Here is an 18714-nt window from a genome sequence, read left to right on the forward strand (position 1 = left end):
GTCAATTATTAGGCTACAGTAACACTATTTATAGCTTCTTTTAATGCTTTTGCAGCAGCAGCCGGATCTTCAGCACCATAAATGGCACCACCAGCAACAGCTACATCTGCACCAGCAGCTACAACATCTTTTATTGTACTAATATTCACACCACCTGCTACAGAGAAAGGAACTTTTGCTAGTCTACCTTCACTGATAAGTGTTTGTACAGAATATCCTGCTAATGTTTGTTCGTCAAGACCAGCGTGTAGTTCAACAAAAGCAACTCCAAAAGCAGTTACTTCTTTTGCTCTTTGTACTCTATCTTTAACTCCAATAGTATCAACTACTACTTTTTTACCATATTTTGCTGCAGCTTCTACCGCGCCTTTTACAGTTGCATCATCTACAGCACCCATAACGGTTACTAGATCTGCTCCAGCTTTAAATGCAATCTCAGCTTCTAGAAAACCGGTATCTGCAATTTTCATGTCTGCAAAAATTAATTTGTCAGGGAAAGCAGTTTTCATTGCTGTTACCACACTAAGTCCTTCCGATTTAATAAGCGGAGTACCTAATTCTATAATATCTACGTAAGGTGCTACTTTGTGTGCTAGTTCTAATGCTGCTTCTGTAGTAAGTAAATCAATTGCGACTTGTAATTTTGTCATGTCTAAAATGTTTAAAAAAATTAATAATATTAAAAAAATCGTTATTCCAGGTTGGCGTGTTTGGGCCATAGGTCTTCTTTGGTCAACTTTGATTCTTGCCAAAGCGACATAAAAACGCTCTCCAGGATAAATAATATAAACTGTTCAAAAAGGCTGCCTGCATACTGCTCGGAGACCGAAGCCCCAAAGTCAGTTTTTGTTGCCGCTTTTATGAATATGATATGGTCTGCCACTTCTGCTAATTTACTTTCTGCATCGGCAGTCAGCGCAATAACTGTTGCTTTTTGAGCCTTCGCTTTCACCGCTGATGAGAGTACTGAAGAAGTAGTGCCGGATCCTGATGCTAGCAGTAACAAATCACCTTCAAGAATGGCGGGTGTATTCGTTTCTCCTACTATGAATACCGTATAGCCTAAATGCATAAATCTCATGGCTGCCATTTTTAATGCAAGTCCGCTTCTCCCTGCTGCCATTACAAAAATTCGTTTGGCTACTTTAATTTCGTTAACCAAAACCTTTATCTCTTGAGGATTAATCTCATTTGCTAATTTTAGGTTTTCCTCCAAAATAACATGCAGATTTTTGTTTGTCAAAGTGTTACTATTCATTTTGTTTTATTTTTAAATAAGCGATACGCTCCTACTATCATTCAAATTAGTACACCAATGAAATTGGGTAATTTTGATCGATTTTTTTTCGAGTGTGTGAGGTATTGCGTGATTGAAATTACAGGATGCCTTTATAATTTTAATTTTTTCTATTCAGAATTAAATAGAATAATAAAGCTGTAATCGATTTTTTGCAACAGTAATTAATCTCTATTTTGAATAGTATTAATTACTGATGCAAAGATAGATCAGAAGGAAAGGAGGGATGTTATATATACAAGACTATGCGGTATAAATTTGCGCCAGGCCATTCTGAAGGTCCGTTGGCGTTTCCTTTAGCTTAGCTCTTACAAATTTATTAAGAGCTGATGGAGAGCTAAACCCAAGGTCAAATGCGATTTCTTTGTGAGAGCGATCCGTAAACAGTAATTGTCTTTTAATTTCGGTAAGGATCCGGTTGTGGATTGCATTTATTGCGGTTTCGCCAGAATATTTTTTATTTAGTGCATTTAACTTTTTAGTGCTGATAGCCAGTTTTAAGGCATAGTATTGTACAGTGCGCTCAATTTTATATTGATGGTTCAAAAGTTTTTTAAAGGCTATATAGGTATTCTGGTCAGGACCTTGAGTGTCCTGATGTAAAACAGGATGTTGGCCATGGATTGATTCAATGAGTCCCAAAAGGAAGATTTTGATATAAAAACGGGCCTGCTCTTTTTTAACTAGGCTAGGGGCATTATAAATATCCTGTATGTTCTTTATAATAGGTAGGACTTGTTCAAATTCTAGGCTAGAAAGTGCGGTACAATTAAGGTGGGCCGATAAGTTTACATTATAGGCACTGAGCTCATTTTTCAATATATCTGAACAGAACAATACTTCTTCAAATAATATAATTTTGCCAGATAAATCAGTTGACAAATTTGACAAAAAGTGGATTTGATCCGGAAACAGAATAGAAATTTTTCCTGAATTTAATAAATGAATTTTGTCTTCGATATGTACTTTAATACTTCCTGATTCCACAAGTATGATACAAAAATGATCTTTTTTATGTGGTTTCAAATAATCTTCAGCACTTGCTGTCCCAAGGTCAAAAACCCGGAAGGACAAATTTTTATCATCCGTTTTTTGAATGTTTTTTTTAATCTCAAACCTCTCTAAGTACATAGGATATTTTTTATATAAGTGCTGAGTGCGCTCTAATAAACGACTTTAATGCATCAAGTTTATTATAGAGTCATTTTAAATGATGCTTGTAAACCTAATTTATTAAATTTAAAACACTTCTTTAGTACAATTTTCATTAGTAGCTTTTCAATAATAGCTTAATAATCAAGGGATTTTAATTATAAAAGGTAGTGTCAGTAATTTTAAACATTAAAGATCAAGGACAAATATACTCTTTTCTTATCTTAAGATATTGATTCAGCTTGAAATTAGGCTCAAAACTAGATTCAGTACGGTTCTTAGAGCACTAATAATGAATTTTAATTTTTATATTGAAGGAACTAACATTACCCGCAAAAAGAGTGAAACATAAATGACGTTAATTTTAACGGATGAAAAAGTACGTAAAATTGATGATCAACTTTCAAAAACTAAATTATTATGAAAACACAAAACGATAAAAAATTAGATAATCCAGTTTGGTTTTCGTTATTAGAAACGCATCAAAATTTTGCTATGAATTCTGGCAATATAAAATTCTATCCTCCGGATTATTGCCCGTTTGGTGGTTTTGAAAAAGGCGATGCTATTGCTAAGTCTATCGATAAATACGCTGCGATGGTTGATAATTTCTTTATTGTTGGAGAAAAACCAGAACTTTCAAATCTATTGACGATTAATAAAGAATTGGTTTGCCTTCAAATGATTGTTTACAATCCAATCGACATTCTAGTTAATGATCGAATCATACAACTGACTGACGAACATATTGATGCTTTATATGCGTTGGTAAATTTGGTGCAGCCAGGGTATTTTAAAAAGAAAACCGCTTTATTAGGCAATTATTATGGTATTTTCAAAAACAATAAACTTGTTGCCGTGAGTGGTGAGCGCATGCAAATGAATGATTTTATCGAAGTCAGCGCAGTAGTAACACATCCCAATCATACCGAAAAAGGATACGCCAAACAATTAGTTGCCCATACAGTAAATGAAATTTTTAACCAAAATAAAATACCTTATTTACATGTAATTGAAGACAATAGCACAGCCATAACACTCTATCAAAAACTGGGTTTTACAATCAGGCAAAAAATTAGTTTTTGGTATATTACCAGGTAAACTTGTGGATTGAGAACAATTTTGTAAATCCTGAAAATGCACTAGCTGAGTCCAACTCAAAATCTGGGCAACAATAACTTAAAAAAAATCATCATAAAAGAGTTTTTTTTAAATGATTATAAGTAGCAAGAAAGATATATTGTCGCAATTATTAAAAAGAGTTTTTGCCACAGATTGTAAGGATTAAAAAGATTTTTAAAAATCTGTGAATCTGTGGCAGTTATTTAGTTATTACCTCTGGGACTTTGCTCCGAGGTAGTTTATTAAAAAAGGACTAAAAACTAAGTACTTAAAATAATATTTTTCAATAAAAAACTAAACTTGAGTTTTTTACGTAACTATTATTATTAGAAACTAATATCAATAATTATGACTAGAAAAGAATTTTTTTCCAGAGTAGGATTTGGAGCAGCAACAGTTTTACTACCTGCTTGTATTGCTGGCATGGCCGTGAGTTGTAGCTCTGATGATACAAATTCAGATTCATCAGGTACCACCACCCCGACACCTTCAGCAAGTTCAAATTTCACAGTTGATGTAAGCATGGGGACTTTAGCTAAAAACGGAGGTTTTTTAGTAACCCAAGGAATAATTATCGCTAGAACCAACGCAGGTGATTTTCTAGCAGTCTCTGCTGCATGCCCTCATGAGGGAGTTATTGTTAATTATGATGAAGCAGGTAACAAATTTGTTTGTCCAAGACATAATTCTCAATTTACCAGTAAGGGAGTAGTTACAATTGGGCCTGCAGCGTCTAATTTAAAAGAGTACAAGACTTCATTAGCAGGAACAGCACTGACTGTTTTTGTGTAATAAAATTAAAACAAAGAGCTATAAGTAAGTCGAAAGTTTAAAAGTCGTAAAGTCAAAAGAATTAACTTTAAGTAAAACAGCTTTAAATCAGATTTTTACATGATTTTATCCTGATTTTAAAATACGACATTATACCATGGTTATTACTTAAGTCTCTTATTGTTAAATTAATTCTGTCTTAATTTTGTTCTCTGCTAAATTGTTGTTTAGGGAAAACAAATACTTTTATAGAGATAAAAACAACCCTAAAATGAAAAAATACACGCTGATTTTGTTTCTTTTCTTAGGAACATTTGGTTATTCTCAAAATTGGGAATCTGATTTTAATGATGCAAAAATAAAAGCAATCAAAGAAAACAAAAATATCCTTCTTGTGTTTTCAGGATCTGATTGGTGTGCGCCTTGTATTAAACTAGAAAATACAATCTGGAAGTCAGAAGATTTTAAAAATGAGGCAGAGCAAAAATGGGTCATATACAAAGCTGATTTTCCTAAGAAAAAAGCAAATTTACTGGCTGCTAATTTAACAGCTAGCAATAAAAAATTAGCTGAGCAGTACAACAAATCTGGAAATTTCCCTTTAGTGCTGTTACTGGATAAAACAGGGACCGTATTAGGAATTACTGGTTACAAAAATGTGACTCCGCAAGAATACATTCAAATCATTCATTCCTTTGAGAAATAATGAAAAAAATACTCGTACTCAGTTTTATATTCACAACGGCATTAGCGACTTCGCAAATTACGCATAAGAGAAAGTTGTTTATGTTAGGGAGTCCTTTTGAGGTTACCGCTGTTGCAAGTGATACTATAAAGGCCAACGAATATATTGATTTGGCTGTAGCCGAAGTAAAACGAATTGAGTATTTAATCTCCGATTGGATTCCAACAACGCAAATCTCCGAAATCAATCGCAATGCAGGAATACAGCCAGTAAAAGTGGATGCTGAAGTTTTTGAATTGGTCGAAAGAGCCATTAAAATCTCCCAAATTACCAATGGTGCTTTTGATATTTCGTATGCTTCCATGGACAAAATATGGAAATTTGATGGTTCCATGAAAGTAATGCCAACCGATGAAGCCATAAAAAAATCAGTCGCAAAAATTGGGTATAAAAATATTATTCTAAACCAGAAAGAACAGACTATTTTTCTAAAATTAGAAGGAATGAAATTAGGTTTGGGCGGCATTGGACAAGGCTATATTGCTGATAAAGTAAAAGATTTATTGTTTTCTAAAGGCTGTCTTTCCGGAATTATAAACGTCTCGGGAGATATTAATGCCTGGGGGAAACAACCGGACGGAAAACCTTGGACTGTAGGAATAGTAAACCCTTTGAACAAGAATAAAATTTTTGCCACGTTCCCAATAGAAGACAGTGCGGTGGAAACTTCCGGCAGTTATGAAAAATATGTGATTTTTAACGGTATTCGTTATTCGCATATTATTGATCCCAGAACGGGGTATCCGGCAAATGGTGTGGTCAGTGTCTCTGTTTTTTCCAAGCAGACTGAAATCGCTGATGCGTTGGCCACAGGAATTTTTGTACTTGGAGTAGAAGTAGGCTTGGATTTAGTAAATCAAATTAAAGGGATTGAATGTATTATTGTTGACGATAAAGGCAAAATTCACTCTTCAAATGGAATTGATATCAAAAAATATAATTAATAACAAAATGCACTCATGAAACATAAAATAGCCTTTGTATTTTTTACACTTTTGATTTTGCAATCGTGCAGTTCCATAAAAGAATACGAAAAAGAGAAAATAACTGATCCTGATATGAAGCTTTCTGCCCGAACAGCGGAACGGTATGAAACGTCTTTTCAAGTATATCGTGAAGCTGCTGGCGGAGCCAATGGTGGAAAATCAGGTGGCGGCTGTGGTTGCAATTAATTTAAAGCATCAATTCAGATTGTAAATTCCAATCCATTAGAAAATGAAAATAAAAATTTTATCTCTTTTTATCTTAATCACTGTAACTGCTTTTTCTCAAGAAAATAGTAAAGAACCCGTTTTTAAAAAAAGAGTGTTAGAAAGTACAGAAGTGGACTTTCTAGCGAGTTATTACGAGCAAGATGGATCAAGATCAGCTGTTTCTGGGGGTATTGGTTCAGAGAAACTTACAGATGTCGCTTCTAATATTGTGGTGGCAATGCCGTTGAATGAGGATGATGTCTTGACTATTGATTTAGGAATATCAGCTTATTCATCAGCTTCGTCCAGTAATATAAATCCATTTAATTCTACGGGTGCTTCTGGCAGCAGAGGCGCTAATGATCCAACAGCAGGCAGTAAAGCGGCGGCTACGGGACCCAGTGGAACGCCTTGGCAAGCTTCATCTGGTGCTTCAAGAAGTGATGAGTTAGTATCCGTTGTTGCTAATTACAGTCATAGTAGCGATTCCAGGAATTTTATTTGGAATACAGATGTTTCTTTTTCAAATGAATATGATTACACTTCAGTTGGTTTTGGTGGCGGAATCACTGGTCTTTTTAATGAAAAAAATACAGAATTGAGTTTGAAAGTAAATGCATATATAGATCAATGGAGACCTATATATCCAACGGAGCTGCACGAATATTCATTGTATGGTTTAAATTTTTTAAATCAAGGCTATTTTTTTGGTGTATCAGTTTTGGATCAGAACGGTGTATCCTCAACAGATTACTTGCCGTCTGCATTTAAACAGGTTACTACTGTTAACAGAAATTCATTTTCAGCTTCTGTAGGGTTTTCTCAGGTTTTGACTAAGAAATTACAAGTTTCCGTTTTCTTTGATGTATTGCAACAACAAGGATTATTGTCTTCTCCTTACCACCGAATTTATTTTGCAGACAAAGCCAATTTTTACATTGGACAAGCGCAATACATAAGCAATTACGAAAGTCCAAGCAACACCGGAGTTTACAAATTAGCAGATGATATCGAAAGATTACCGGATTCACGTTTTAAACTTCCCGTTGGAGCGCGTTTGAATTATTACATCAATGACCGATTTATATTACGAACTTATTATCGTTTTTATTCAGATAACTGGGATTTACAATCGCATACCGCCAGTATTGAACTTCCTGTGAAATTGTCCGATAAGTTTACTGTTTTTCCCATGTACCGCTATTATACACAAGTGGCTTCTAAATATTATGCGCCTTATGAAACGCATTTGTCAACAGAAAAATTTTATACTTCGGATGCTGATTTAGCCACATTTGATGCCAATCAATACGGTTTTGGCGTTAATTATACAGATATTTTTACTGCAGGAAAAATTTGGAAATTTGGCTTAAAAAATATTGATTTTAGATTCAATCATTACAAACGAAGTGATAATTTGACGGCTAATATTGCTACCATTGCTTTCAAATTTGTAATGCAATAAACCCTAAATTTACAAAAAATAATAAAGATGCATATATTAATTCTTTTCAACTGCACTATTTTTATTCAGAGACCGAAAACGGAATCAAGACCAAAATACATATTACACTCATTTGTAAATGGTTGAAAACAAAATTCTAATTATCGGAACCTTTTTCGGAATTGGAATTTTGATAGCTGGAATGTTTTTAAAGAAAGATTCGTTAAAAAATACGGCGTATATTTTGTTTGTGATAGTGTCAATTTTTGTCAATAAAAGTAGGGAATTCTGGGGATGAAATTCGTCATACAGAAATTAGTGAAGACAGCGGTGTTTCTGCACCCGTGAATGAGAATACAGCTGTGAAAAAAGAATATAATAAAAAAAAAGAATAATATTCATTTAACAAAAATTAGCATTTAAGTTAAAATAAAAATTGCTTTCTAAAGAATTTAACTCGTATATTTGCAAAAGAATTAAAATAAAGCAGACAAAAATGTTTACAAATCAATTGCATCATCATCATTTTCATTATTGCTCTCAAGCGATGTGTTAATGGTATGTGTGTAAATCATCATATTCTAAAAACCCGTTTGAGTACATCAAACGGGTTTTTTATTACCCCATATTTGTACTCAATCAAAATATTTTAAACAAAAAAACAAAAAACAAAATGAGTACATTAAAAATTGCAATTCAAAAATCAGGGCGTTTAAACGAAGACAGCATTCAAATTCTAAAAGATGCAGGCATTTCAATTGATAACGGAATCGACCAATTAAAAGCAGAAGCATCCAATTTTCCTTTAGAAGTTTTGTATTTAAGAAATTCGGATATTCCTCAATATCTGATTGATGGAGTTGTGGATATTGCTATTGTGGGCGATAATTTATTAGTTGAAAAAGGCGGAGATATTGAAGTAATTCAAAAATTAGGTTTTTCAAAATGTAAAGTATCTGTTGCTGTACCAAAAGCATTTGATTACAAATCCGTTCAGGATTTAGACGGTATGCGTATTGCCACTTCCTACCCTAAAACAGTACTTGATTTTTTTAGTTCTAAAGGTGTAAATGTCGATATTCACCAGATTTCAGGTTCGGTTGAAATAGCTCCAAACATTGGTTTAGCTGATGCTATTGTTGATATTGTTTCCAGTGGAAGTACATTATTTAAAAATAATCTAAAAGAGGTTGAAGTTATTTTTAAAAGTGAAGCGGTGTTGGCTGTTTCTCCAAAAGTAAGTCCTGAATCTCAAAAAATAATAGACACTTTAAAATTCAGAATTGAATCTGTTTTAAGAGCAAGAAAATCGAAGTATATCTTGATGAATGTGCCAAATGACAAAATTGATGCTGTTGGAAAAATTCTTCCGGTATTACGAAGTTTAACCGTTTTGCCTTTGGCACAAGAAGGATGGAGCAGCGTACACTCGGTAATCGACAAAGACACTTTCTGGGATGTGATTGATCAATTGAAAGAAGCTGGAGCTGAAGGAATTTTAGTTTGTCCAATTGAGAAAATGGTTTTGTAGAATTATGAATGATATGATTTAAAAGTAAAATCTTTCAATTTTTAAATCATTTAATCTTTGAATAAAATTAAAAATGAATAAAATATTCAATCCAAAACCCGAAAGCTGGGCTTCCATTTTAGAAAGACCTACAAAAACGGTTGATGATATAGAAGCAACAGTAAAAGAAATTTTTAAGGAAGTACAAAAGAAAGGTGATCTTGCTGTTGCAAAATACACTTCGCTTTTTGATGGTGCAATTATCGAAAATTTAGCAGTTTCTAAAGCAGAAATTGACGAGGCTATTGCTTCCATTTCTGCCGACTTAAAAGAAGCAATTTCACTTGCGAAGTCAAACATTAAAAAATTCCATACTGCTCAAAAAACAGAAAGAGTAACTGTAGAAACTATTGAAGGAGTAAATTGTTGGCAGGAAAAAAGACCCATTCAAAAAATTGGATTGTATGTTCCAGGAGGAACTGCACCTTTATTTTCCACAGTCTTAATGCTTGCTGTTCCTGCAGAAATTGCAGGCTGTAACGAAATTGTTTTGTGTTCCCCTCCCGATAAAAATGGAGCTATAAATCCCGCAATATTGTATGCTGCAAATTTATGTGGTGTGACTAAAATATTAAAAGTAGGAGGTATTCAAGCAATTGCCGGAATGACTTTTGGTACGGAAACGATCCCTAAAGTGTATAAAATTTTTGGACCAGGAAATCAATATGTAACGGTAGCCAAGCAACTCGCAACTCAGTTTGGCGTAGCAATTGATATGCCGGCCGGTCCATCAGAATTATTGATTGTGGCTGATGATACAGCAGTTCCAGCTTTTGTAGCATCAGATTTATTATCTCAAGCGGAACACGGAGCGGACAGTCAGGTAATTTTAGTTTCTACTTCCAGAAAGTTAATTGAGGCTGTTGAGGCTGAAATCCAAATCCAAATAAAAGCGTTGCCAAGAAAAGCGATTGCTGAAAAAGCGATTGCTAATTCTAAATTAATTTTTGTCGAAAATGATAAAATTGCTTTGGATTTAATCAATGAATATGGACCAGAACACTTTATCATTTGTTCAGAATTTGATGATTTTTACAGTAATGGCGTTCAAAATGCGGGTTCTGTATTCATAGGAAATTATACACCTGAAAGTGCCGGTGATTATGCTTCAGGAACGAATCACACCTTGCCAACCAACGGTTACGCCAAGAATTATAGCGGTGTAAATCTGGATAGTTTTACTAAAGCAATGACTTTTCAAAAAATATCCCAAAAAGGCATACAAAATATCGGGAAAGCTATTGAAATCATGGCAGAAGCGGAGGGATTGCAAGCGCACAAAAATGCAGTTACATTACGATTAAAAGCGATTGAAAATGAAAAATAATTTCGATATAAATAATTTGGTTAGAGAAAACGTAAAGCAATTGAAACCGTATTCTTCAGCTCGTGATGAATTTGAAGGTTTTGATACTGCAGATATGATTTTTCTTGATGCCAATGAAAATCCGTTTGAAAATGGTGTAAATCGGTATCCAGATCCACAACAAGTTAGTGTAAAAGAGGTTTTGGCTAAACTAAGAAATGTCAAAACAAATCAAATCTTACTTGGTAACGGAAGTGATGAAGTGTTGGATTTGTTATTCAGAGCTTTTTGTGAACCAAAAACAGATAACGTAATCACTTTGCCACCAACATACGGAATGTATGGTGTTTTGGCGAATATCAATGCAGTAGAGAACAAAGAAGTGTTGCTTTCAGAAGATTTTCAGCCGCAAATGGAGAAAATCATGGAAGCTGTTGATGCAACCACTAAAATCATCTTTTTATGTTCACCAAATAATCCAACCGGAAATTCTTTTTCGGATGAAAGTGTGGCGTATATTCTTCAAAATTTTAAGGGGTTGGTAGTAATTGATGAAGCGTATATTGACTTTTCAAAAAAAGAAAGTTGGATTAATGAATTAGACGAATATCCAAATTTGGTAATTACTCAAACACTATCAAAAGCGTACGGTTTGGCAGGAATCAGATTGGGAATTTGTTATGCATCTGCGGAAGTAATTTCGGTTTTGAATAAAATAAAACCACCATATAATGTGAATGAACTGACTCAGAAAAGAGCTTTGGAACGATTAGACAAGCTGGAAAAGATAAAATCTGAAATTGAATCTATTATAGCACAAAGAGAGGAATTACTTAAAGCGTTACTTGATGTTAATTTTGTCGAAAAAATTTATCCTACAGAAGCCAATTTTATTTTGGTAAAAGTGGATGATGCCAATAAAAGATACGATCAATTGATTGCAAAAGGAATTGTAATTCGGAACCGAACCACCCAACCACTTTGTGAAAATACATTGCGTTTAACTGTTGGAACAACACAAGAAAACATGAAATTAATTGAGGTGTTAAAACAACTTTAAACCTTAAACCTTAAACTTTTTTTAATGAAAAAAATACTTTTTATAGATCGTGATGGAACAATGGTTTTAGAACCAAATGATTACCAATTAGACAGTTTTGAAAAATTAAAATTTTATCCAAACGCTTTTCAATATTTGGGAAAAATTGCTGCAGAATTAGATTTTGAACTCGTTATGGTGACCAATCAAGACGGTTTGGGAACTGATTCGCATCCGGAAGCTAACTTTTGGCCCGTGCATAATTTAATTATGAAAGCGTTTGAAAATGAAGGCGTTATTTTCAAAGAGGTATTAATTGATAAAACATTTCCGCACGAAAATGCTCCAACGCGCAAACCTGCATTAGGTTTGTTGACAAAATACATTGATAATCCGGAGTATGATTTAACAAATTCATTTGTAATTGGGGATCGAATTACCGATGTAGAATTAGCTAAAAACTTGGGTTCAAAAGCAATTTTTATTAATACAGACGAGGCTTTAGGAGGCGACGAAATTGCTTCAAAAAGAGAGGAATTAGATTCCGTTATTGCTTTGCAAACTACCGATTGGAAAGTAATTTATGAGTTTTTGAAATTAGAAGAACGCTCCGCTTCAATAAAAAGAAAAACAAATGAAACGGATATTTACATCAACGTAAACCTTGATGGAACTGGAAAAAGTCAAATTGAAACTGGAATTGCTTTTTTTGATCACATGCTCGACCAAATTGCGCGTCACGGACAAATGGATCTAGAAATTCTTGTAAAAGGTGATTTGGAAGTAGACGAACACCACACAATTGAAGATACAGCAATTGCACTTGGAGAAGTTTTTGCGAAAGCATTAGGAAATAAATTAGGAATAGAACGTTACGGTTTTTGTTTGCCAATGGACGACTGTTTAGCGCAAGTAGCTATTGATTTTGGAGGCAGAAATTGGCTGGTTTGGGAAGCCGAATTCAAACGGGAGATGGTGGGGAAAATGCCAACAGAGATGTTTTATCATTTCTTCAAATCTTTCTCCGATGGAGCGAAAGCCAACATCAATATAAAGGCAGAAGGAACGAACGAACATCACAAGATTGAAGCTATTTTTAAAGCTTTTGCCAAAGCAATAAAAGTAGCCGTAAAGCGCGATACGGAAAAGATGATTTTGCCAAGTACGAAGGGGATGCTTTAATTTAGTCGAAAGACAAAAGTCTTAAAGTGCTCCGGCATTGACTTTATGACTTTTGACTTTACAACATTAAGACCAATATAAATGAAAATAGTAATCATAAATTACGGTGCAGGCAATATTCAAAGTATTATGTTTGCCATCGAAAGATTGGGATTCAAAGCTGTTTTGAGCAATAATCCGGACGAAATTAAAGCAGCAGACAAAGTTATTTTTCCAGGCGTTGGAGAAGCAAGTTCAGCAATGAAAATGCTTTTAGAAAGTGGTTTAGACACTTTGATTCCAACCTTGAAACAACCTGTTTTGGGAATATGTTTGGGAATGCAACTGATGTGCAACAAATCGGAGGAAGGGAATACCAAAGGTTTGGGAATTTTTGATATTGATGTGATTAAATTCACGCCAAAAGTAAAAGTACCACAAATGGGGTGGAACCAAATTTACAACTTGAAATCAGATTTATTCAAAGGAATTGCAGAGAACGAATACATGTACTTGGTCCATAGTTTTTATGCTCCTATTTGTACAGAAACCATTGCTACAACTAATTACGAGCTAGAATATTCCTCAGCATTGGAAAATGAAAATTTTTATGGAACTCAATTTCATCCCGAAAAAAGTGGTGATGTTGGAGAACAAATTTTGGGTAATTTCTTAAAATTAAAGGATTGAAAAATTCAAAGATTGAAAAATTAGAGAATCAAATAGTTCTTTAATTAACATTCCCAATCTTTAAATAATTCAATTTTTAAATCTTTAAATTAAAAATAAATGAGAATAATACCCGCAATAGACATCATTGATGGAAAATGTGTTCGCTTGTCAAAAGGCGATTACAATACTAAAATTATATACAATGAAAATCCGCTTGAAGTGGCCAAATCATTTGAAGCTCACGGTATAGAATACCTGCACCTGGTTGATTTAGACGGAGCAAAGTCAAGCCAAATTGTGAATTATAAAATATTAGAGCAAATAGCTTCTAAAACCAAATTGAAAATTGATTTTGGTGGTGGATTAAAATCCGATTCTGATTTGAAAATTGCTTTTGAAAGTGGTGCCAATCAAATTACCGGCGGAAGTATAGCCGTTAAAAATAGAGAACTATTCGAAAAATGGATTGCAGAATACGGTGCTGATAAAATTATTTTGGGAGCAGATGCCAACAATGAAAAAGTAGCCGTTTCGGGTTGGTTAGAAGATTCTAATGAAGAATTGATTCCCTTTATACAAGAGTATCAAAATAAGGGAATTCAGTATGTAATTTGTACCGATATTGCCAAAGACGGTATGCTTGAAGGACCATCCTTTGATTTATATAAAAAAATTATTAATCAATGCACTGTCACTTCGAGCGCGTCATCTCGAGCGCAGTCGAGAGGCGAGAAGTTGGCGGAATCCAATGGCATAAAATTAATTGCTTCGGGAGGAATTTCTACTTTTGACGAATTACCAAAACTAGCCGAATTAGGCTGTGAAGGAACAATAATTGGTAAGGCAATTTATGAAGGACGAATTTCCTTGAAACAATTAGAAAAATATATAATAAAATAGATTGTTTCACAAAGACACACAAAGATGACACTAAGATTCACCAAGAATTTTGTGAATCTTAGTGAAACTTCGTGAATCTCTGTGTAATAAAAACAATAATGCTTACAAAAAGAATTATTCCCTGTCTCGACATTAAAAACGGAAGAACCGTAAAAGGTATTAATTTTGTGGACTTGCGTGACGCAGGAGATCCAGTGGAATTAGCTAAAATATATTCAGATGAAGGTGCGGATGAATTGGTCTTTCTAGATATTTCTGCCACGGAAGAAAGAAGAAAAACCTTAGTTGATTTGGTTCGTAAAGTCGCTTCCACGATTAATATTCCATTTACTGTTGGTGGTGGAATTTCCTCCGTTGAAGATGTTGAAATTTTGTTGCAAAACGGGGCGGATAAAGTTTCTATTAATTCTTCAGCGGTCAAAAACCCGCAGTTGATTAATGATTTGGCACAAAAATTTGGCAGTCAATGTGTAGTGGTTGCAATTGATGCCAAACAAATTGACGGGCAATGGATTGTTCATTTAGTAGGAGGAAAAGTGCCTACCGAATTGAATTTGTTTGATTGGGCCAAAGAAGTGGAAGAACGTGGTGCAGGTGAAATCTTATTCACGTCAATGGACAATGACGGAACTAAAAACGGTTTTGCAAACGAAGCTTTGGCAACACTTTCGGAATTAGTTAATATCCCTATAATTGCTTCTGGTGGTGCGGGAAACATACAGCATTTTGTGGACACTTTTCTGGGAGGAAAAGCAGACGCAGCATTGGCCGCAAGTGTATTTCATTTTAAAGAAATTGAAATCAAAACATTAAAAACAGCCCTTAAAAATAATAATATCGAAGTTAGGATATAGAAACAGATAATAGAATAAAGAGAAAAGAAAATCGGATTAGATAATCTTTCAATCTTTAATTTTTCAATCTTTAAATTAAAAACATGAACATAGATTTCTCAAAAAACACAGACGGATTAATTCCAGCAATCATTCAAGACAGTGAAACCAAAACGGTTTTGATGTTGGGTTATATGAATGCCGAAGCGTATCAAAAAACGATAGACACTAAAAAAGTAACCTTTTACAGTCGAAGTAAGCAAAGGCTTTGGACAAAAGGCGAGGAAAGTGGCAATTTTCTAAATCTGATTGACATCAAAAACGACTGTGATAATGATACGCTATTGATTCAGGTAAAACCAGAAGGGCCAACATGTCATAAAGGTACAGATACATGCTGGGCTGACGAAAACAAAGCAGATTATGGCTTTATTTCGGATTTAGAAGATACAATCCAACTTCGAAGAGAAAATGCAGATTCAGAAAAAAGTTACGTTGCTTCTTTATTCAAATTAGGGATGAACAAAATTGCCCAAAAAGTAGGTGAGGAAGCGATTGAAGTGGTTATTGAAGCCAAAGATGACAATGATGATTTGTTTTTGAGTGAAAGTGCTGATTTACTTTTTCATTATCTTATCTTATTGCAAGCCAAAGGGTTTAAGTTAGATGATGTGGTAACAGTTTTAAAAAGCCGTCAGAAGAAAAATTAGCATACTTACTTTTTATACATAAAACCCAATAGAAAATTCATTTGCTATTGGGTTTTCTTTTTTCTTTTATTTCCAATAGCAATCCACTATATTTACTTTTATTTTAAAATTAAAGCAGCACATACAAGTAATGAATTCAGACAATACCACCTTTAATCCTGATGCAAACAATTTTATACTAAATACTGGACTACACATAATTCTAACTACTGATGAAGATGACGCTCGGCCGGTTTATATTTCAGGGAATTTTAATAATTGGCGCACACAGGACAACGAATTTCTGATGGAGAAGATAGGGAACCGTTCGTATCATTACAAATTCCCACATGATTTTGATTATCCAGAGATGCTTTTGTATAAATTTACGAAAGGAGATTGGAGCGATGTTGAGATTAACAGTCATGGGAATCGTACCGAAAATCGCTCTACATTAGCACATACTGGCATTCAAAAAGAACACGTTGAGAGATGGAGAAAAAACTGGTTGCCTTTTAAACAATCTTTTTTACCTCAAGTGCAATTGATTTCGGATGAATTTGAAATTCCCCAACTCAATAAAACCAGGAAAATATGGGCGTTATTACCCCATGATTATGACAAATCGAGTGAAAGTTATCCGGTTATGTATTTGCAGGATGCTCAAAATTTATTCAATGAATCAGCTGAATTTGGCAATTGGGAAATTGATAAAAAACTGGCAGTTATGTCAGAATATAAAATCGGAAAAATTATAATTATTGCTATTGAACACGCCGAAGAAGATCGCATCAAAGAATACAATGTAGGGAAAACTGTTCTAGGAAAGGGACAAGGCAAGAAATACATTCGCTTTGTGACTGATACATTAAAACCCTACGTAGATCGCAATTTTAGAACCAAAAAAGAACGGGAATTCACCGGAATTGGAGGAAGCTCAATGGGTGGATTAGTTAGTATTTTTAGTGGATTAAGAAATCCTGAAGTGTATGGGAAATTAATGATTTTTTCGCCCTCGCTTTGGGTCGTTCCTGAATTAAAAATCAATACTGAAAAAGCTAATTCAGCAGATACAAAAATCTATTTATATGCCGGTGGCGATGAAAGTATAACGATGATTGAACATATCAAAAGTTTTAAAGATAGTTTGATTTCAAGTGAATTTGTAAAAGAAAAATCGAATATTAATTTAAGTATTAACAAGCAGGGAAAACATAGCGAAACCTACTGGAGTGACGAGTTTCCAAAAGCAATTGAATGGTTGTTTTTTAATGAAAAAGAAGTGTAGAGATGCGATTTATCGCGTCTATTACAGAGTATAGATAAAAAAACGACATTAATGTTGAATTTCATCCAATAACAACAGCCATAAAAAAAGAATAAATGAGAACAAGTACAATAACAAATTCAGATGATTTTTCAGGTACAATTTTAATTCCGGTTTTTGAAACCTATTCAAAAAGTATTGTTCCCATTACATTTAATGGATTGGAAATTGCTTCCAAAGTTTTTTTTGGTAAAAAAGACACACACTATTTGGCCGAAAAAAATGATAATACGTATGTTTTTATTGGCTTGGGAAAAACGATAGATTATAAATCGTTAAAAACTATTTTTCGCCGTATTTCATCGAAACAAAAAGAAAATTTAAGTTTGAGTGTAGCTTTAGTTATACCCGAACAATTTATTGAGTATCAGGTTGAAGCTATGATTTCAGGATTGTTTTTGGGAACGTATGATTTAGGTCATTTTAAATCGGAGAAAAGCGTACATCCTTTTTTAGAACCAGATTTTAGCTTGAGTTTATTATCTGAAAAAGAGCATTTGGCTACAGCCAAAAAAGGAATTAAAATTGCCAAAGCGCAACTAGCAACCTATGATTTAGTCGATTTGCCTCCGAATACAATTAATCCAAAATACTTGTCGAATTGGGCTAAAGAGACTGGGCAGAAATATGGGTTTGACGTAGAAGTTCTCGGTTATGAAGCTTCTAAAATTGCAGGTCTTGGCGCTTTTTTAGCCGTAGGAAAAGGAAGCGAGAATGAACCTCAATTTATCATTATGAAGTATACTCCTGTTGTTGAAGTAAAACACCTAAAACATGTTGGATTGGTGGGGAAAGGAATCACCTTTGATACTGGTGGATTAAATATAAAAACGGCAGGAATGGTCCACATGAAGTGTGATATGGCTGGTGGTGCGGCAGTATTTGGGGCGATGCAACTTATAGCCGATTTACAATTGCCAGTCAAAGTAACTGCTATTGTTCCTTGTGCCGAAAACTCGGTTGACAGCAAGTCCTTTTTACCTAGTGATGTAATTCACAGTTACAGTGGACATTCAATAGAAATAATTGATACTGATGCAGAAGGCAGACTCATTTTAGCCGATGGATTATCGTATTTGATTAAAAATTTCAAACCGGAATATATTGTGGATATCGCCACACTTACTGGAAGCAGCGTGGGTACTTTTGGGTATGAATGTGGTGCTTTGTTTACCAACAATGCAGAAATGGCTAAGAAATTGCAAGAAAACGGAGATGCAATAGGAGAGCGTTTGTGGCCTTTACCGCTTTGGGATGTTTATAAATCAGACATAGAAAGTGATATTGCCGATGTGAAAAATTATAGCGGAAAACCAGTTGCCGGAGCCATAAGTGCCGCCAAATTTTTAGAATATTTCACCCAAGAACACAACGCTTGGGCGCATCTTGATGTAGCTGGAGTGGCATTTGGTGAGGATGAATTTGCTAAAAGTAAGCATGCAACAGCGTATGGTGTTCATTTATTAACTAAATTCATAGAAAATTTATAACCT

The 18714-nt window shown here is 34.2% G+C and carries 20 protein-coding genes; 17 read left to right on the forward strand and 3 right to left on the reverse strand.

Annotated features, from left to right (window positions below; genetic code table 11):
* Positions 1-8: 8 nt before the first annotated feature.
* From hxlA to EKL95_RS05140, 3 genes are all read right to left on the reverse strand, one after another.
* Positions 9-650, reverse strand: coding sequence for a 3-hexulose-6-phosphate synthase (gene hxlA, locus EKL95_RS05130; RefSeq protein ID WP_126563688.1), 642 nt, complete (start codon positions 648-650; stop codon positions 9-11).
* Between the two features lie 41 nt (positions 651-691).
* A complete protein-coding gene (hxlB, locus tag EKL95_RS05135; protein WP_126459272.1) occupies positions 692-1258 on the reverse strand; it encodes a 6-phospho-3-hexuloisomerase in 567 nt (188 codons plus the stop codon).
* 282 nt (positions 1259-1540) lie between these two features.
* Positions 1541-2428 carry an AraC family transcriptional regulator gene (locus EKL95_RS05140; RefSeq protein WP_126459275.1) on the reverse strand — a complete coding sequence of 296 codons (888 nt, stop codon included), beginning with the start codon at positions 2426-2428 and terminating at the stop codon, positions 1541-1543.
* Positions 2429-2869: 441 nt separating this feature from the next.
* On the opposite strand from EKL95_RS05140, the gene EKL95_RS05145 reads away from it, so the two are divergent.
* The 17 genes from EKL95_RS05145 (at position 2870) to EKL95_RS05220 (ending at position 18711) form a co-directional block, all read left to right on the forward strand.
* The gene (locus tag EKL95_RS05145) at positions 2870-3550 is read left to right on the forward strand and encodes a GNAT family N-acetyltransferase (protein WP_126563689.1); all 681 of its coding nucleotides are present in this window, start codon (positions 2870-2872) and stop codon (positions 3548-3550) included.
* Positions 3551-3919: 369 nt separating this feature from the next.
* Complete coding sequence (locus EKL95_RS05150; RefSeq protein WP_126563690.1) at positions 3920-4363, forward strand: ubiquinol-cytochrome c reductase iron-sulfur subunit; 444 nt, start codon at positions 3920-3922, stop codon at positions 4361-4363.
* Positions 4364-4613: 250 nt separating this feature from the next.
* On the forward strand, positions 4614-5048 hold the full coding sequence (locus EKL95_RS05155) for a thioredoxin family protein (protein WP_126459286.1): 435 nt from the start codon (positions 4614-4616) through the stop codon (positions 5046-5048).
* Positions 5048-6031: an FAD:protein FMN transferase gene (locus EKL95_RS05160; RefSeq protein ID WP_126563691.1), complete on the forward strand. Its 984-nt coding sequence runs from the start codon at positions 5048-5050 to the stop codon at positions 6029-6031. The genes EKL95_RS05155 and EKL95_RS05160 overlap by 1 nt, the downstream gene beginning before the upstream one ends.
* Before the next feature lie 15 nt (positions 6032-6046).
* On the forward strand, positions 6047-6259 hold the full coding sequence (locus EKL95_RS05165) for a DUF4266 domain-containing protein (protein WP_126451655.1): 213 nt from the start codon (positions 6047-6049) through the stop codon (positions 6257-6259).
* A 43-nt stretch (positions 6260-6302) separates the two neighbouring features.
* Complete coding sequence (locus tag EKL95_RS05170) at positions 6303-7745, forward strand: DUF3570 domain-containing protein (protein ID WP_126563692.1); 1443 nt, start codon at positions 6303-6305, stop codon at positions 7743-7745.
* A gap of 245 nt (positions 7746-7990) precedes the next feature.
* A complete protein-coding gene (locus tag EKL95_RS15285; RefSeq protein WP_255416224.1) occupies positions 7991-8119 on the forward strand; it encodes a hypothetical protein in 129 nt (42 codons plus the stop codon).
* Positions 8120-8397: 278 nt separating this feature from the next.
* Positions 8398-9255, forward strand: a complete 858-nt coding sequence (hisG, locus tag EKL95_RS05175) for an ATP phosphoribosyltransferase (protein ID WP_126553413.1) — start codon at positions 8398-8400, stop codon at positions 9253-9255.
* Positions 9256-9328: 73 nt separating this feature from the next.
* Positions 9329-10621 (forward strand): histidinol dehydrogenase, encoded by a 1293-nt coding sequence (hisD, locus tag EKL95_RS05180; protein WP_126563693.1) that lies wholly within the window; start codon positions 9329-9331, stop codon positions 10619-10621.
* Positions 10611-11660 (forward strand): histidinol-phosphate transaminase, encoded by a 1050-nt coding sequence (gene hisC, locus EKL95_RS05185; RefSeq protein WP_126563694.1) that lies wholly within the window; start codon positions 10611-10613, stop codon positions 11658-11660. The genes hisD and hisC overlap by 11 nt, the downstream gene beginning before the upstream one ends.
* Before the next feature lie 24 nt (positions 11661-11684).
* A complete protein-coding gene (hisB, locus tag EKL95_RS05190) occupies positions 11685-12821 on the forward strand; it encodes a bifunctional histidinol-phosphatase/imidazoleglycerol-phosphate dehydratase HisB (RefSeq protein WP_126563695.1) in 1137 nt (378 codons plus the stop codon).
* 81 nt (positions 12822-12902) lie between these two features.
* Entirely contained in the window at positions 12903-13490 is a 588-nt protein-coding gene (hisH, locus tag EKL95_RS05195) for an imidazole glycerol phosphate synthase subunit HisH (protein WP_126563696.1), read from the forward strand.
* A gap of 99 nt (positions 13491-13589) precedes the next feature.
* A complete protein-coding gene (locus tag EKL95_RS05200) occupies positions 13590-14372 on the forward strand; it encodes a HisA/HisF-related TIM barrel protein (RefSeq protein ID WP_126553405.1) in 783 nt (260 codons plus the stop codon).
* A 98-nt stretch (positions 14373-14470) separates the two neighbouring features.
* Complete coding sequence (hisF, locus tag EKL95_RS05205; protein ID WP_126553403.1) at positions 14471-15226, forward strand: imidazole glycerol phosphate synthase subunit HisF; 756 nt, start codon at positions 14471-14473, stop codon at positions 15224-15226.
* Positions 15227-15309: 83 nt separating this feature from the next.
* Positions 15310-15915 carry a bifunctional phosphoribosyl-AMP cyclohydrolase/phosphoribosyl-ATP diphosphatase HisIE gene (gene hisIE, locus EKL95_RS05210; RefSeq protein WP_126451645.1) on the forward strand — a complete coding sequence of 202 codons (606 nt, stop codon included), beginning with the start codon at positions 15310-15312 and terminating at the stop codon, positions 15913-15915.
* Between the two features lie 130 nt (positions 15916-16045).
* Positions 16046-17182, forward strand: a complete 1137-nt coding sequence (locus EKL95_RS05215) for an alpha/beta hydrolase (protein ID WP_126553523.1) — start codon at positions 16046-16048, stop codon at positions 17180-17182.
* Positions 17183-17277: 95 nt separating this feature from the next.
* Positions 17278-18711 (forward strand): leucyl aminopeptidase family protein, encoded by a 1434-nt coding sequence (locus EKL95_RS05220; RefSeq protein ID WP_126563697.1) that lies wholly within the window; start codon positions 17278-17280, stop codon positions 18709-18711.
* Positions 18712-18714 lie beyond the last annotated feature (3 nt).

The organism is Flavobacterium sp. LB2P53 (assembly GCF_003970305.1).
In the GTDB taxonomy this organism is placed as follows: Bacteria; Bacteroidota; Bacteroidia; order Flavobacteriales; family Flavobacteriaceae; genus Flavobacterium.

Coding starts and splice junctions, on each gene's coding strand:
- hisD (WP_126563693.1), top strand. CDS start 9,329: ATGAATAAAATATTCAATCCAAAACCCGAAAGCTGGGCTTCCATTTTA.
- hxlA (WP_126563688.1), bottom strand. CDS start 650: ATGACAAAATTACAAGTCGCAATTGATTTACTTACTACAGAAGCAGCA.
- hisH (WP_126563696.1), top strand. CDS start 12,903: ATGAAAATAGTAATCATAAATTACGGTGCAGGCAATATTCAAAGTATT.
- EKL95_RS05170 (WP_126563692.1), top strand. CDS start 6,303: ATGAAAATAAAAATTTTATCTCTTTTTATCTTAATCACTGTAACTGCT.
- EKL95_RS05140 (WP_126459275.1), bottom strand. CDS start 2,428: ATGTACTTAGAGAGGTTTGAGATTAAAAAAAACATTCAAAAAACGGAT.
- hisF (WP_126553403.1), top strand. CDS start 14,471: ATGCTTACAAAAAGAATTATTCCCTGTCTCGACATTAAAAACGGAAGA.
- hxlB (WP_126459272.1), bottom strand. CDS start 1,258: ATGAATAGTAACACTTTGACAAACAAAAATCTGCATGTTATTTTGGAG.
- EKL95_RS05150 (WP_126563690.1), top strand. CDS start 3,920: ATGACTAGAAAAGAATTTTTTTCCAGAGTAGGATTTGGAGCAGCAACA.
- EKL95_RS05160 (WP_126563691.1), top strand. CDS start 5,048: ATGAAAAAAATACTCGTACTCAGTTTTATATTCACAACGGCATTAGCG.
- hisB (WP_126563695.1), top strand. CDS start 11,685: ATGAAAAAAATACTTTTTATAGATCGTGATGGAACAATGGTTTTAGAA.
- EKL95_RS05145 (WP_126563689.1), top strand. CDS start 2,870: ATGAAAACACAAAACGATAAAAAATTAGATAATCCAGTTTGGTTTTCG.
- hisG (WP_126553413.1), top strand. CDS start 8,398: ATGAGTACATTAAAAATTGCAATTCAAAAATCAGGGCGTTTAAACGAA.
- EKL95_RS05200 (WP_126553405.1), top strand. CDS start 13,590: ATGAGAATAATACCCGCAATAGACATCATTGATGGAAAATGTGTTCGC.
- EKL95_RS05220 (WP_126563697.1), top strand. CDS start 17,278: ATGAGAACAAGTACAATAACAAATTCAGATGATTTTTCAGGTACAATT.
- EKL95_RS05215 (WP_126553523.1), top strand. CDS start 16,046: ATGAATTCAGACAATACCACCTTTAATCCTGATGCAAACAATTTTATA.
- EKL95_RS05165 (WP_126451655.1), top strand. CDS start 6,047: ATGAAACATAAAATAGCCTTTGTATTTTTTACACTTTTGATTTTGCAA.
- hisIE (WP_126451645.1), top strand. CDS start 15,310: ATGAACATAGATTTCTCAAAAAACACAGACGGATTAATTCCAGCAATC.
- EKL95_RS05155 (WP_126459286.1), top strand. CDS start 4,614: ATGAAAAAATACACGCTGATTTTGTTTCTTTTCTTAGGAACATTTGGT.
- hisC (WP_126563694.1), top strand. CDS start 10,611: ATGAAAAATAATTTCGATATAAATAATTTGGTTAGAGAAAACGTAAAG.